This is a genomic window from Streptococcus mitis, from assembly GCF_005144795.1.
GTDB classification, from domain to species: Bacteria; Bacillota; Bacilli; order Lactobacillales; family Streptococcaceae; genus Streptococcus; species Streptococcus mitis_BB.
This window is the reverse complement of sequence record NZ_SWFJ01000001.1, coordinates 150,080-165,354: the sequence shown is the minus strand read 5'-3', so window position 1 is coordinate 165,354 and position 15,275 is coordinate 150,080. Positions and strand designations below refer to the sequence as shown.

Here is a 15,275-nt window from a genome sequence, read left to right as displayed (position 1 = left end):
AGAGCATGACAAAACGTTGTTCGTGGGTCAAGATGACCAATCCGCTCTATATCGCCTATCATGATGAGGAGTGGGGCCAACCCCTCCATGATGACCAAGCATTGTTTGAGTTGTTGTGTATGGAAACCTATCAGGCAGGCCTGTCTTGGGAAACGGTACTCAACAAACGCCAAGCTTTCCGAGAAGCCTTTCATGGCTATCAAATTCAAGCGGTCGCAGAAATGACAGATGCCGAATTGGAAAACTTGCTGGAGAATCCAGCCATCATCCGAAATCGAGCGAAAATTTTTGCTACACGCGCTAACGCCCAAGCCTTTCTACGGTTACAGGCAGAATATGGCTCTTTTGATGCCTATCTTTGGTCTTTTGTTGAGGGGAAAACTGTCGTTAACGATATTCCTGATTATCGCCAAGCCCCAGCTAAAACACCTTTGTCTGAGAAATTAGCTAAAGATTTCAAAAAACGAGGCTTCAAGTTCACAGGCCCAGTCGCCGTCTTGTCTTTTTTACAAGCAGCAGGCCTGGTTGATGACCATGAGAACGATTGTGAGTGGAAAAGCGGTCATTAGTGTGTACAGGTAACTCGCATATCTGAGAATAGAATATAGAAAAAAGCTGAGAAACTTTTCCCAGCTTTTTATATATACTATTAGATTTGTTAGAGTGAAGTCAAAAAAGTGATTCCACCTAAAATAACACCAGCTGAATTTGGAATGATTAGTATCCAATCCTTCTTAGGTTCCTTTGTCCATCCATAAATAACCCAGATTAAGCAAGATATAGCAGCTGATAAAGGTTGAAATGGTTGAGCTTTATTTCCCTGTAAATTAGCGATAATTTGAGGTATGTAGGCAATAAATACTATAATTCCAATAAAGGCACCAATAGAACCTACGATTCGATTAATTTTTTGTTTTGTCATATACACCTCCTTCAAAAGGATAACATAGAAATTAGCGAAATGCAATAAATTCAGATACAAATTGTAACGAAAACGAATACAAAAGCACAAAAATAGAGAAACTATTTATTTTTTGTTATAGTCAAAGCGAATGACTTGCTCCTGTGCATCTACATGGGCATGGACGCCAAAGGGGACAATTGCTCTTGGAGTTGCGTGGCCGACATTTAGATTATAGAGAATCGGAATATTGCTGTCAATAATATCCAATAGTGCCTCTTTATAGTCGTCATAGAAAGTTTCATCCATAGGTTTTCCGACCAGGAGTCCACTGATGGCCTCGAATATACCAGTGTTCTTTAAAGTCTGCAACATCTTTTTGAAGTCTTCTGGCTCAGGCTTTTCTTCGCTTGTTTCTAGTAAGAGGATTTTGCCTTCCCAGTCTGACAAGTCAGGGAAAAGTTTGTATTTTTGACAGAGCTCCGTGCTATCTGCGTATCGAGAGTTGTCAAAGATATCGTAGAGGGATTCGAGGCAACCACCGAGGATTTTTCCCTCGAACTGGGCAGTTCCTTGCAACAAGTCAAAACCAGTATTTGCATGACTGATACGATGTGTCCCCAGAGCCTTGGGACTAAAATCCGTTCGTTCCTCATACCAAACATTGCTAGGGCGGATTTCTGAGATTCTTCCCGTCTCAATCAATTCTTTAAAGTAGTGAAGGCTATAGGCTAACATTTCTTTGTCTAATTCACAAATGTCAGCTAAAAAGGATTGGCCATAAAAAGTCTTGATTCCTAGTTTATGCAACATGAGATGGTTCATGGTTGTATCCGAGAAACCAAGAAATATTTTTTGGTTGATAACCTTTTGTAGTTGGTCATTTTCAAAAAGATAAGGTAGTAAGCGATAGGTATCGTCTCCACCGATGGCGCATAGGATTATGTCGATGCTATCATCAGAAAAGGCATGCATCAAATCCTCTGCACGCGCTTCAGGATGGTCTTTGATAAAGTCTAATCCTTTTAGCGAATGGGGCAAAAAGATAGGATTGAGTCCCAGATCCTTGAGACGTTGGACACCCAAGTCAACTTCATGTTTGACAAAGTCCTCTCCGATAATGCCACTAGATAAACTAACAATACCAATAGTAGAAACCATATCTTATCCTCCTAGAAATAGATTGAGCCTATTTTATCACAAAAGATAAGAGAAAGCTATGTGGGATGTCAGAAGAATACTTTTAATACTCTTCGAAAATCTCTTCAAACCACGTCAGCTTTGCCTTGCCGTATATATGTTACTGACTTCGTCAGTTCTATCTACAACCTCAAAGCACTGCTTTGAGCAACCTGCGGCTAGCTTCCTAGTTTGCTCTTTGATTTTCATTGAGTATGAGCCTATTTTATCATAAAAGATTAGATAGGGCTATGTGGGATTTCAGAAGAATGCTTTTAAATCAAGAAAGTAGTAAAAAAGCAACCGCACCTGCAGTTGCTTTTATCATTCTCTTAATAGCGTGTTGGTCCTGCACTTGCGCTGCGGATGTTCAAGCGCTTCTTGAGATAGAAGCGAAGGGCTAGGAGGGCTGCTCCGATAATAGCTAGTGGCAATGGAGCAAGTACGGGGTTAAGGTTAGCTGGTAGGAAGCTTGTTGCAAAGAAAACAAGCAACCAAAGGAACATAGAAGCTAGGATAACCAGTACAGATTTCCAGAAAGGTGGACGTTGACTGCGGTCCATATCTGGTCCATAGTATTGGTAAACAAAGTAGTACATCAAGTAGAAGGCAAATCCACCAACCAGTCCAACTAGCAGGAGGGTGACAAATCCATAGCCGAAAGCTTGATCTGCCGCAAAGAAGGTTGTGAGGGCGCTGACGAGGGCAAAGAGGCTAGTGATGAAAAGAGCTGAGTCCATAATCATCAGTTTTGGATCATCATTTTCTTTTGGATGCTCTTTTTCATATTGTTCCTTGACAGTGAAACTATGAGCCCAATGAGTTGGCGCGCCATAGAGGGAACGAGCAGTCGTACCCTTGGCTTGCTCTTCAAGGATTTGAGGAATGACTTCCTCAAAAATAGTCTTGATTTCAGCGTCTGTTTTCCCATCTTTGATGAATTGTTGGGTAGCGATGTGGATAAACTCTTGGTTTTTCTTAGTTAATTTTTGTAGATCAATCTGAGACATAAATATTCCTCTTAGAACCATTTTTTATGGATGAGATAGAGAGTGAGCGAGACACTCATAGCAAAGGCGATAAAGACGATTAACCAGAAGGCATTTGGCTCACCGTTTAGGGGGATTTCATTATCCTTAAAGTTCATCCCGTAGGCAGAAAAGACCATGGTTGGGATGGACATGACGATGGTCACAAGGGCCAAGGTTTTCATGATGTTGTTCTGGTTGTTGGAAATGATAGAGGCAAAGGTCTCTGTCATAGAGTGTAAGACATTTCCATAAATATCTGCCATCTCGATGGCCTGTTGGGTTTCAATCAGGGTGTCTTCAAGCAGATCTTCGTCCTCAAGGTATTTCTTGATATTGCTGGTTGAGCTGGTCAATTTCTTAATCACACGCTCATTTGTTTTGAGGGAAGCCTTGAAATAGACGATGGTTTTTTCCAATTCCATGAGCTCAATCAATTCTTCATTACGAGTTGATTGATGCAGTTGACTTTCGATTTGTTCACTCTTACGGTCAATCGAACGAAGGGCTGTTAGGTATAGTTCTGCATTGCGATAAAGAATCTGAAAGATAAAACGCGAACGCATGAAAGTGTAGAAATTACGCAAGCGACGGTTGATAAAGACATCAAGGACTGGTAATGGTTCCAAACACGTAGTGATAATGGTTTCCTCGGTGATGATAATACCAAGCGGGATGGTTACGTAGTAGGTGCGGTTATTTCTTTCCTCTGTGACTGGCACGTCAACGATAATCAGGGTGTACTCGTCTTCAATGGTAATACGAGACATTTCTTCCGCATCGAGCGGTGCTCGAAGGTCGGCGATATCAATATCGAAGGCGTTGGCGATTTCGAGTGATTCATTTTGAGTCGGATTGACGAGATTGATCCAAGTACCCGGTTCAAGCGTATCGATCTCTTTAAATTCAGTTGTTGTAGAGAGAAAAACTTGTTTCATATCCCTTATCCTTTCTCATTTTTCAGATTTTTTCACACCGTACTATTATACTACAAATTCAGCCTTTTGGGTAATAGAATCTCACTTTTTTTGGTATAATGGTAAGCAATAATGGACTAGAAAGAACAAAGATGCAAGATAAAATTGTCATTCATGGGGCGCGTGCCCATAATTTAAAAAATATTGATGTGGAGATTCCACGAGACAAGTTGGTTGTCGTGACAGGCTTGTCAGGTTCAGGGAAATCCAGTCTGGCCTTTGATACCCTCTATGCCGAGGGACAACGGCGCTATGTAGAGAGTTTGTCAGCCTATGCTCGTCAATTCTTGGGAAATATGGAGAAGCCTGATGTAGATGCTATTGATGGTCTCAGCCCAGCTATTTCCATCGACCAGAAAACGACTAGTAAAAATCCTCGCTCGACGGTGGGAACAACGACTGAAATCAATGACTATCTGCGTCTCCTCTACGCACGTGTGGGGACGCCTTACTGTATCAACGGGCATGGGGCTATCAAGGCCTCTTCGGTGGAGCAAATCGTTGATAAGGTTTTGGAGTTACCTGAACGCCAGCGCTTGCAGATCTTGGCCCCTGTCATCCGCAAGAAAAAAGGCCAACATAAGGGTGTTATCGAGAAGGTTCAGAAAGATGGTTATGTTCGAGTCCGTGTGGATGGGGAAGTCTATGATGTGACCGAAGTACCAGAGTTGTCTAAGAGCAAGCAACACAATATTGATGTCGTGGTTGACCGTATTGTCATCAAGGAGGGCATCCGTAGTCGTCTCTTTGACTCCATTGAGGCTGCCCTTCGTATCGCAGAAGGTTATGTCATTATCGACACTATGGACGACTCTGAGTTATTGTTCTCTGAGCACTATGCCTGCCCAGTTTGTGGATTTACTGTTCCAGAGTTAGAGCCTCGTCTCTTCTCTTTCAATGCACCTTTTGGTTCTTGTAGTGAATGTGACGGCTTGGGCATCAAGCTGGAGGTGGATATCGACCTAGTAGTGCCAGATGCCAGCAAAACGCTACGTGAGGGGGCGCTAGCACCTTGGAATCCTATCTCATCTAACTACTATCCAAATATGCTAGAGCAGGCCATGACAGCTTTTGGAGTGGATATGGATAAGCCTTTTGAGGACTTGTCAGAAGAAGATAAGAACTTGATTCTCTATGGATCAGATGGTAAGGAATTCCATTTCCACTATGAGAATGAATTTGGTGGCGTGCGTGATATCTATATTCCTTTTGAGGGAGTTGTTAATAATATCAAACGTCGCTACCATGAAACCAATAGTGACTACACCCGCACCCAGATGCGCCTCTACATGAATGAGCTGACCTGCGGAACCTGTTACGGCTATCGTCTCAATGACCAGGCCTTGTCTGTCCGTGTGGGTGGCGAGCAAGGTCCACATATCGGAGAAATTTCAGACCTGTCTATCGCAGATCACTTGGACTTGGTGAGTCAGCTAACCTTGTCTGAAAATGAAGCTATTATTGCTCGTCCCATTCTCAAGGAAATCAAGGACCGTTTGACTTTCCTTAATAACGTGGGTCTTAACTATCTAACCCTGTCACGTTCGGCAGGAACCCTTTCAGGTGGGGAAAGTCAGCGTATTCGCTTGGCGACCCAGATTGGCTCTAACTTATCAGGTGTCCTCTATATCCTAGACGAGCCGTCAATCGGTCTTCACCAGAGGGACAATGACCGTCTGATTGCCAGTCTCAAAAAGATGCGTGATTTGGGCAATACTCTTATCGTGGTGGAACATGATGAAGATACCATGCGTGAGGCGGATTATCTGATTGACGTTGGTCCCGGTGCCGGTGTTTTTGGTGGGGAAATTGTTGCGGCAGGTACGCCCAAACAGGTGGCTCGTAACAGTAAGTCTATCACAGGCCAGTACTTGTCAGGAAAACGTGCCATTCCAGTGCCAGAAGATCGCCGTACCGGAAATGGTCGTTTTATCGAAGTGACAGGAGCGCGTGAGAACAACCTGCAAAATGTCACAGCTCGTTTCCCACTAGGAAAATTCATCGCGGTGACAGGGGTATCAGGTTCAGGGAAGTCGACCTTAATCAACAGCATCCTCAAAAAAGCTATTGCCCAGAAGCTCAACCGTAATTCAGATAAGCCTGGTAAATTCAAGACCATCACAGGGATTGAGCATGTAGACCGCTTGATTGATATTGACCAGAGTCCAATCGGACGAACGCCGAGGTCTAACCCGGCTACCTATACGGGAGTTTTTGACGACATCCGTGACCTCTTTGCCCAGACAAATGAGGCCAAGATTCGAGGTTACAAGAAGGGGCGTTTCAGTTTCAACGTCAAGGGTGGTCGCTGTGAAGCCTGCTCAGGTGACGGGATCATCAAGATTGAGATGCACTTCTTGCCAGATGTTTATGTGGCTTGTGAAGTCTGCCACGGAACCCGCTACAACAGTGAGACCCTAGAAGTTCATTACAAGGAAAAAAATATCTCGCAAGTCTTGGACATGACCGTCAACGATGCGGTGGAGTTTTTCCAACACATTCCAAAGATTCAACGTAAACTTCAGACCATCAAGGATGTGGGACTTGGTTATGTGACATTGGGGCAACCTGCTACCACCCTTTCTGGAGGAGAAGCTCAGCGTATGAAGCTGGCTAGTGAACTCCACAAACGCTCGACAGGTAAGTCATTCTACATTCTGGATGAGCCGACGACAGGTCTTCATACCGAGGATATTGCTCGCTTGCTTAAGGTTTTAGCTCGCTTTGTAGACGATGGCAATACAGTCCTCGTCATTGAGCACAATCTAGACGTTATCAAGACAGCAGACCATATCATCGACTTGGGACCTGAGGGCGGTGTCGGTGGTGGAACCATCATCTCAACGGGAACTCCAGAAGAAGTAGCGGCCAACGAAGCCAGCTACACAGGACAGTATTTGAAAGGAAAGTTACATCATGAATAAACGCGTACAAGCATTTCTATCTAAAATGCAAGAAAAGGAACTGGATGGCATTATCATCAATAACCTTAAAAACGTCTATTATTTGACTGGTTTTTGGGGTTCAAATGGAACAGTATTCATCAGTCGTGACCGTCAGGTTTTGGTGACAGACTCTCGCTATATCATTGCAGCCAAGCAAGAAACCAGTGGTTTTGAGATTGTGGCTGACCGTGATGAATTGGCTGTCATTGCAGGAATTGTCAAGGACATGGGCTTGTCTCGTATCGGTTTTGAAGATGAGATTTCAGTCTCTTATTATCACCGTATGCAGGCAGCTTTTGCAGGTTTGGACTTGCTTCCACAAACTCAGTTTGTTGAAGGCCTTCGAATGATTAAGGATGAGGCAGAGATTGCAGCTATTCGCAAGGCTTGTTCTATCTCAGACCAAGCTTTTCGCGATGCGCTTGACTTTATCACACCAGGAAAAACTGAAATTGAGATTGCCAACTTCCTTGACTTCCGTATGCGTGAGTTGGGAGCATCTGGCTTGTCTTTTGACACTATCCTAGCTAGCGGTATCAACTCTTCCAAACCTCATGCTCATCCCATGCACAAACCAGTGGAGCTAGGGGAAGCTATTACCATGGATTTCGGTTGCCTCTATGACCACTATGTTAGCGATATGACACGAACTATCTATCTGGGGCATGTCAGCGACGAGCAGGCGGAAATTTACAATACGGTTCTGAAAGCCAACCAAGCCTTGATTGACCAGGCTAAGGCAGGATTAGCTTTCCGAGACTTTGACAAAATTCCTCGTGATATTATCATCGAGTCAGGCTATGGCGACTACTTTACCCACGGTATTGGACACGGTATTGGACTGGATATCCATGAAGAGCCTTACTTTAGCCAAACTTCTACAGAAATTATTAAGGCAGGTATGGCCTTAACCGATGAACCAGGTATCTATATCGAAGGCAAATATGGCGTTCGTATTGAGGATGATATCTTGATTACAGAGACAGGTTGTGAATTATTGACCCTAGCTCCAAAAGAGTTGATAGTCATTTAATAGTCAAACAGCTCAAATGATTGACTTTTAAAATTTAAAGGTTTATACTGAAAGACGAAAACGGTAGGTGAGGCTACCATAGGGATACGGATGACTACCGCAAAGCAGTGGAGACACTACTCGTTGGTCAACAGTTTTGGTCGCGAAGGCTAAGACTAAGCTCATTACATTGCCCTATGGAGTTAAAGCTTGAACGAAAAAACAGATAATTAGTTTTTTAATCCTGCCATTTTTTGATGGTAGGATTTTCTACTGTTAAAAATAAAGAAAGGAGAAGAGTATGCAAATTGATGATCATCCAGAGCCGCAGTATATGAGTCAGTTACTGTTTTGTATACTCGCCTTTGAGATTTATACTCTTCTAAAATCAAATTCAAACCACGTCAACGTCGCCTTGCCGTACTCAAGTACAGCCTGTGGCTAGTTTCCTAGTTTGCTCTTTGATTTTCATTGAGTATTAGACAGTGAGTGACTCCTTGTTTAGAGTGAGAAAGTGAGTAAAAATTGCTATTCTCACTAAGGAAGGAGAATACATGAAAACTACAAAAGAAAGATTAGCGACAGCTATTCAAGTCCCTTTAGACGAGAGTCTAACTTTTTATCATACCAGTTTAAACGGATTGACAGAGGAACAAGTCGAAAAAAATCGTAGCCTCTATGGAGAAAATATGATTACCAAAGGCCAAGAAGATTCGATTTTGAAAAAGATTTACGAATCGATTATCAATCCTTTCACAATTATCTTGCTTGTCATTGCTACTATATCTTTAGTGACCAATGTTTGGTTGGCAAAATCAGGTCAAGAGGATCCCACGACTTCTATTATCATTGTTGTCCTAGTCCTCATTTCTGGTGGCATTCGATTTGTTCAAGAACTCCGCAGTGATAAGGCAGCCACCAATCTTTCAAAAATGATTGTTAACACAGCGACTGTCATTCGTCAAGGGGAAATTCAAGAAGTACCTATCGATGATTTGGTAGTAGGTGATGTGGTTAAATTAAGCGCTGGTGATATGATTCCAGCAGATCTTCTTTTATTTGAGTCGCGCGATTTCTTTGTACAACAGTCTGGTTTGACAGGAGAAAGTGATGCAGTTGAAAAATTGGCCTTGACCAGGGCAATAGACCAACAATCTGATAGCCTTCTCGAAGCTGAATCCTTGGCCTTTATGGGAACCAATGTCTTGTCTGGTAGTGCTAAGGCTGTAGTTTTGGCGGTTGGTGATGCTACCATGATGGGAGCCATTGAGCAGACTCTAAACACCTATGATGAGCCTACTTCGTTTGAACGGGAGATGAATAGTATTTCTTGGCTCTTGATTCGCTTGATGTTGGTTATGGTTCCCATCGTTTTCTTGTCCAATGGTTTAACAGATGGTGATTGGTTAGAGGCAGGTGTATTTGCACTGAGTGTCGGTGTTGGATTGACACCTGAGATGCTGCCTATGATTATTACCGCTAGCCTAGCAAAGGGTTCTATTATCATGGCCAAGGAAAAAGTGGTTATCAAAAAACTCAATGCCATACAGGATTTAGGGGCGATTGATATCTTGTGTACAGATAAAACAGGAACTTTAACCCAAGATGAAATCGTTCTAGAATATCCCTTGGACATCCACGGGCGCTTGGATTTGACCGTCTTGAGACGGGCCTATCTCAATTCCTATTTTCAAACTGGTCTGAAAAATTTGATGGACAGAGCTATTATCAAGCGGACTGAAAAGGAAGCAAAAGAACACGCCCTCTTGCAAAATCTGGCTCAAACCTTTCAAAAAATAGATGAACTTCCCTTTGATTTTGAACGTAGACGGATGAGTGTTATCGTTAAGGATGAACACGAAACGGTTAGTTTGGTAACTAAGGGAGCCCTTGAGGAAATGTTGATGATTTCCAGTCATGCGGAATATCATGGAATGATTACTCCCTTGACAGATGCTATTAGAGAAGAAATCTTAGCAGAAGTCAGACAGCTAAATCAACAAGGTTTGCGTGTCTTGGGAGTGGCCTATAAGTCAGGTTTGAGGGAAGGTCATGCCTATACAGTTGATGACGAAGGAGATATGATTCTAACTGGTTATTTAGCTTTCCTAGATCCTCCTAAACCATCTGCAGCACCAGCAATTAAGGCACTGTTAGAGCATGGGGTTCAAACAAAGATTTTGACGGGAGACAACGAAAAAGTTACCCAAGCAGTCTGTGAAAAGGTTGGTTTGGATATCAATCAGATGCTGTTGGGGTCTGAAATTGATCAGATGAGTGATCAAGAATTGGCCCAAGCCGTAGAGGAGGTAACAGTCTTTGCCAAACTTTCTCCTGATCAAAAAGCAAGGATTATTTTGCAATTTAAGGCCAATGGTCATGCTGTTGGCTATATGGGAGATGGAATCAATGATGCTCCTTCTATGAAAGTTGCAGATGTGGGGATTTCTGTTGATACAGCAGTAGATATTGCCAAAGAAACAGCTGATGTTATCCTGCTTGATAAGGATCTAATGGTGCTTGAAAAAGGACTTGTTGAAGGTCGTAAGGTTTATGCCAATATGACCAAATATATCAAAATGACAGTGAGTTCTAATTTTGGAAATATCTTATCCCTATTGGTCTCTGGAATCTTTTTACCATTTTTACCGATGGCTCCAGTTCATTTGATTATCCTAAATCTAGTCTATGATTTGTCTTGTATTGCCTTGCCTTTTGACAAGGTGGATAAAGATTTTTTGAGAAATCCGCATACCTGGGAAGCTAAGTCCATCACACGTTTCATGATTTGGATGGGACCTATCTCTTCTGCCTTTGATATTTTGACCTTCAGTTTGCTTTATTTTATCATTGTACCTATGACAACAGGTCAAACTTACGTTCATGGGGCAGAGTCTGCCGTAGGCTTTATTGTTTTGTTCCAAACGGGTTGGTTTATCGAGTCCATGTGGTCGCAGACCATGGTTATCCATATGTTGCGTTCAGCCAACATTCCTTTTTTACAAAGTCGTCCAGCTTGGCTAGTCCTTGTGACAACCTTATTGGCTGCAGCCTTTGTGACCTTCCTTCCCTACAGTCTACTAGCTAGCTTTCTTCATTTAACTCCTTTGAAACCGATTTATTTCATCTTTTTGATTTTTATCATCATTTTGTACATGATTAGCGTGACAATTGTGAAAAAAATCTATATCAAGAAATATAAAGAATGGCTGTAAATTTCATTTTGTCAAGAAAAAAGTACGAAAATGACGAAAAAAGTCAAAAAAATTTAAAAATAGGTCGCAAGTCGGATGTTTTTTATGGTATAATAGACTAAACTGATAGTAACATGTAGCGAAAGGGGTAGGTACATGATTAAAATTTATACAGTCTCAAGTTGTACTAGCTGTAAAAAAGCGAAAACCTGGCTCAATGCCCACCAGTTAAGTTATAAAGAACAAAACCTTGGTAAAGAAGGAATTACTAGAGAAGAATTACTGGATATTCTAACCAAAACAGATAACGGAATAGCCAGCATTGTTTCATCTAAAAATCGCTATGCCAAAGCCCTTGGAGTGGATATTGAAGATTTGAGTGTCAATGAAGTCCTCAATCTGATTATGGAAACACCGAGAATTTTAAAGAGCCCAATCCTTGTAGATGAAAAACGCCTGCAAGTTGGCTATAAGGAAGACGATATTCGTGCCTTCCTACCACGCTCTGTCCGTAATGTAGAAAATGCAGAAGCACGTTTGCGTGCAGCTCTATAAACATCAAGGCTGGGAGTGCTTCCTAGCCTTGTTTACTCTTTTAATTCAAAAATGATGTGAGGAATTATGAAAAAAATACTGATTACAAGTTTTGCACTACTTTTCTTGCTTGCTGGATGTGGGCAAAAAAAAGCGACAACTGCGTCCTCTAGTAGTGAATCTGAAACGTTACAGTCAACCTTACCTGTCCTAGAGAATGCTGAGAAGAATACAGTAGTTACAAAAACATTTATGCTACCGAAGTCAACAGACGGTAGTCAGCAGATTCAAACGGTCACATATAAAGGAAAACAATTTTTAAGTTTGACTATTATTCAGAAAAGACCAGTTACCGATGAATTGAAGACTTTTGTAACTGAGCATGGTGTAGAGGCTACCCAAAAAGCCCTTATTGAAGCTGAAGGTAAAGATACCTCGATTCAGGAAGCACGCAAGTTGCCAGGTTTTACTCTTGAGACGAAGCTACTAAGTGAAACAGAAATTCAAACAACAACTACTTATGATTTTCAGGTTTTAGATATCAAAAAAGCTTCACAGGTTGAATATCTAAAGAATATTGGCTTGGAAAATCTTTTGAAAAATGAACCGAGTCAATATGTAGCAGACAGATTGGCAAATGGCGCGACAGAACAGTAGAAAATCCAAATCAATAGACTGCCTGAATTGTAGAACGTAAGGAATTATGCTATAATGGTACTATTCTAAGGAAAGAGGGTGTTAGAATGGGATTTACTGAAGAAACAGTACGTTTTAAATTGGACGATTCCAATAAAAAAGAAATTAGCGAAACTTTGACTGATGTCTATGCTTCGTTGAACGATAAGGGCTACAACCCAATTAACCAAATCGTAGGTTACGTATTGAGTGGAGACCCTGCCTACGTTCCTCGTTATAATAATGCACGAAATCAAATCCGTAAGTATGAGCGTGATGAAATCGTTGAGGAATTGGTTCGCTACTACCTAAAAGGACAAGGAGTCGATCTATAATCTATGAGAATTATGGGATTGGACGTCGGTTCAAAAACGGTAGGGGTGGCCATTAGCGATCCGCTCGGTTTTACAGCTCAAGGGCTTGAAATCATCCAAATCAATGAGGAACAAGGCCAATTTGGTTTTGATCGCGTTAAAGAGTTGGTTGATACATACAAGGTGGAACGATTTGTAGTGGGCTTGCCTAAAAACATGAACAATACAAGCGGACCGCGCGTGGAAGCTAGTCAAGCTTACGGAGCAAAGTTAGAAGAGCTTTTTGATTTACCAGTAGACTATCAAGATGAACGCTTGACAACAGTTGCCGCAGAGCGCATGTTGATTGAACAAGCAGATATCAGCCGTAACAAGCGTAAGAAAGTCATTGATAAGTTAGCAGCTCAGCTGATTTTACAAAATTATTTAGATAGAAAATTTTAATACAAAGGAGAGGCTATGTCACACGATCATAACCACGACCACGAAGAACGTGAATTAATTACACTAGTAGATGAGCAAGGAAATGAAACCTTGTTTGAAATCCTTTTGACGATTGACGGAAAAGAAGAATTTGGTAAAAACTATGTTCTTCTAGTACCAGTTAACGCAGAAGAAGACGAAGACGGACAAGTTGAAATCCAAGCTTACTCATTCATCGAAAACGAAGATGGAACAGAAGGCGAATTGCAACCAATCCCAGAAGACTCAGAAGACGAATGGAACATGATTGAAGAAGTCTTCAACAGCTTTATGGAGGAGTGATACAGTCTGGGAGACTGTATCAGCCCAACTCCCAGAAATTGGGAAGAGTTGGAACGTCCAGTGGATGTTTTTATCCCTGCGCCCGAAATTAGAAACGCAGGAACGTCCAGTGGACGTGTTTAGCCTTGCACTAGAAATTAGAAATGCAGGCACATTCAGTGGATGTTTTTAGCCCAGCTCTTTGAAATAAAAAAGAGCTGGTAAGTCCGGGGACGTTTTTACCCTTACGCTAAAAATAAAGACCGTAAGTAAGTCTGGGAGACTGTATCACTAAAACTCCTAGAAATTGGAAGAGTTGGAACATCAAGTGGATGTTTTTAGCTCAAGTTAATATTCATAGTAGCTAGTTATTAGCTAACCAGGTTAGAGGTCGGGACGAAAATCCTGGCCTTGTTTTTATTAGTCATCATGCTTTGATGTGGTAATTGATTGGACTTTTGTCAAGGAGATATATATGTTTGAAGTAGAAGAATGGCTTCACAGTCGGATTGGTTTGAATTTTCGATCAGGTTTGGGGCGAATGCAACAAGCGGTGGATTTGTTAGGAAATCCCGAAAAGTTTTACCCTATTATCCACGTCACTGGGACTAATGGGAAAGGATCTACCATTGCTTTTATGAGGGAGTTATTTATGGGGCATGGCAAAAAAGTTGCGTCCTTTACCTCCCCTCATATCGTCTCTATCAATGATCGAATCTGCATTAACGGGCAACCTATAGCAGACATAGACTTTATTCGTTTGGCTGAGCAGGTCAAGGAGATGGAGAAAACGCTTCTGCAAACCCATGATCAGTTGTCCTTTTTTGAATTGCTGACCTTGATTGCTTTTCTTTATTTTAGAGAGCAAGAGGTTGATTTGGTTCTACTGGAAGTGGGAATTGGTGGCTTACTTGACACGACCAATGTGGTAACCGGAGAGATTGCTGTCATCACTTCCATCGGACTTGACCATCAGGAGACTCTGGGCGATAGTCTAGAAGCAATCGCAGAGCAGAAAGCTGGTATTTTTAAGGCTGGTAAGAAGGCAGTGATTGCGAAGTTGTCTTCAGAAGCTAGGCTTGTTTGTCAGGAAAAAGCCGAATCTTTAGCTGTTGACCTTTATCAGACAGGTCAGGATTTTTCAATGTTGAATGGTGATTTTTCAAGTTCTTTACTAAATATTTTGCAGCTGAAAATAGGTTTAGAAGGAGCTTATCAGCAGGAGAATGCGGCCTTGGCGTTGCAAACTTTTCTTCTCTTTATGAGGGAAGAAAAGGAAGTTGTTAATGAGCAGGCTGTAAGACAGGCTTTGGAGAAGACCTATTGGGCTGGTCGTTTAGAGCGTATTCGTCCTCAGATTTATTTGGACGGTGCTCATAACCTCCCTGCCTTGACCCGCTTGGTTGAATTTATCAAAGAAAAAGAGCAGGAAGGTTATCGTCCTCAAATCTTATTTGGAGCCTTGAAACGTAAGGATTATCAAGGGATGTTAGGTTATCTGACTGAGAATTTGCCTCAGGTGGAACTCAAGGTAACTGGCTTTGATTATCAGGGTTCTTTAGATGAGACAGATATAACAGGTTACGATGTAATTCTTTCTTATCGCGAATTTATCAGCAGTTTCGAAGAAAGAGCAGACACTCAAGACTTGTTATTCATTACAGGGTCTCTCTATTTTATCTCAGAAGTACGGGGCTACTTGCTGGCCCATGAGCAGATAAATTGACCTCCTTTTTTGAACTTGTTATACTAGTGGAACCACCAGTTAGAAG

At 41.9% G+C, this 15,275-nt stretch carries 14 protein-coding genes and 1 riboswitch; of the genes, 10 read left to right on the top strand and 4 right to left on the bottom strand.

Annotated elements, in window-relative coordinates; all coding sequences use genetic code 11:
- Positions 1–5: 5 nt before the first annotated feature.
- A complete protein-coding gene (locus FBF73_RS00755; protein WP_125410854.1) occupies positions 6–569 on the top strand; it encodes a DNA-3-methyladenine glycosylase I in 564 nt (187 codons plus the stop codon).
- A gap of 89 nt (positions 570–658) precedes the next feature.
- On the opposite strand, the gene FBF73_RS00750 is transcribed toward FBF73_RS00755, so the two are convergent.
- The 4 genes from FBF73_RS00750 to FBF73_RS00735 all read right to left on the bottom strand — a co-directional run bounded on the left by FBF73_RS00750 (position 659) and on the right by FBF73_RS00735 (position 4,046).
- Complete coding sequence (locus FBF73_RS00750) at positions 659–922, bottom strand: SemiSWEET family transporter (protein ID WP_000166114.1); 264 nt, start codon at positions 920–922, stop codon at positions 659–661.
- Between the two features lie 105 nt (positions 923–1,027).
- Entirely contained in the window at positions 1,028–2,062 is a 1,035-nt protein-coding gene (locus tag FBF73_RS00745) for a S66 family peptidase (RefSeq protein WP_125410855.1), read from the bottom strand.
- A gap of 350 nt (positions 2,063–2,412) precedes the next feature.
- Complete coding sequence (locus tag FBF73_RS00740) at positions 2,413–3,090, bottom strand: DUF1129 domain-containing protein (RefSeq protein ID WP_124787521.1); 678 nt, start codon at positions 3,088–3,090, stop codon at positions 2,413–2,415.
- Between the two features lie 11 nt (positions 3,091–3,101).
- Positions 3,102–4,046: a magnesium transporter CorA family protein gene (locus FBF73_RS00735; protein WP_000815623.1), complete on the bottom strand. Its 945-nt coding sequence runs from the start codon at positions 4,044–4,046 to the stop codon at positions 3,102–3,104.
- A gap of 131 nt (positions 4,047–4,177) precedes the next feature.
- Here FBF73_RS00735 and uvrA point away from each other — a divergent pair, with 131 nt between their 5' ends.
- From uvrA to FBF73_RS00675, 9 genes are all read left to right on the top strand, one after another.
- A complete protein-coding gene (uvrA, locus tag FBF73_RS00730; protein ID WP_124787522.1) occupies positions 4,178–7,009 on the top strand; it encodes an excinuclease ABC subunit UvrA in 2,832 nt (943 codons plus the stop codon).
- A complete protein-coding gene (locus FBF73_RS00725) occupies positions 7,002–8,063 on the top strand; it encodes a M24 family metallopeptidase (RefSeq protein ID WP_124787523.1) in 1,062 nt (353 codons plus the stop codon). Before uvrA ends, FBF73_RS00725 begins: the two co-directional genes overlap by 8 nt.
- A gap of 57 nt (positions 8,064–8,120) precedes the next feature.
- A riboswitch (M-box (ykoK) riboswitch) is annotated at positions 8,121–8,272 on the top strand.
- A 324-nt stretch (positions 8,273–8,596) separates the two neighbouring features.
- Positions 8,597–11,257 (top strand): magnesium-translocating P-type ATPase, encoded by a 2,661-nt coding sequence (mgtA, locus tag FBF73_RS00715; protein WP_124787524.1) that lies wholly within the window; start codon positions 8,597–8,599, stop codon positions 11,255–11,257.
- Positions 11,258–11,392: 135 nt separating this feature from the next.
- Positions 11,393–11,791, top strand: coding sequence for a transcriptional regulator Spx (spx, locus tag FBF73_RS00705; RefSeq protein ID WP_000591165.1), 399 nt, complete (start codon positions 11,393–11,395; stop codon positions 11,789–11,791).
- A 66-nt stretch (positions 11,792–11,857) separates the two neighbouring features.
- Entirely contained in the window at positions 11,858–12,427 is a 570-nt protein-coding gene (locus FBF73_RS00700) for an SP0191 family lipoprotein (protein WP_124787525.1), read from the top strand.
- An 86-nt stretch (positions 12,428–12,513) separates the two neighbouring features.
- Positions 12,514–12,780: an IreB family regulatory phosphoprotein gene (locus tag FBF73_RS00695; protein ID WP_000507059.1), complete on the top strand. Its 267-nt coding sequence runs from the start codon at positions 12,514–12,516 to the stop codon at positions 12,778–12,780.
- A 3-nt stretch (positions 12,781–12,783) separates the two neighbouring features.
- A complete protein-coding gene (gene ruvX / locus FBF73_RS00690; RefSeq protein ID WP_033628869.1) occupies positions 12,784–13,203 on the top strand; it encodes a Holliday junction resolvase RuvX in 420 nt (139 codons plus the stop codon).
- A gap of 15 nt (positions 13,204–13,218) precedes the next feature.
- Positions 13,219–13,524, top strand: coding sequence for a DUF1292 domain-containing protein (locus FBF73_RS00685; protein WP_000017620.1), 306 nt, complete (start codon positions 13,219–13,221; stop codon positions 13,522–13,524).
- A 454-nt stretch (positions 13,525–13,978) separates the two neighbouring features.
- Entirely contained in the window at positions 13,979–15,229 is a 1,251-nt protein-coding gene (locus tag FBF73_RS00675) for a folylpolyglutamate synthase/dihydrofolate synthase family protein (protein WP_125410856.1), read from the top strand.
- Positions 15,230–15,275 lie beyond the last annotated feature (46 nt).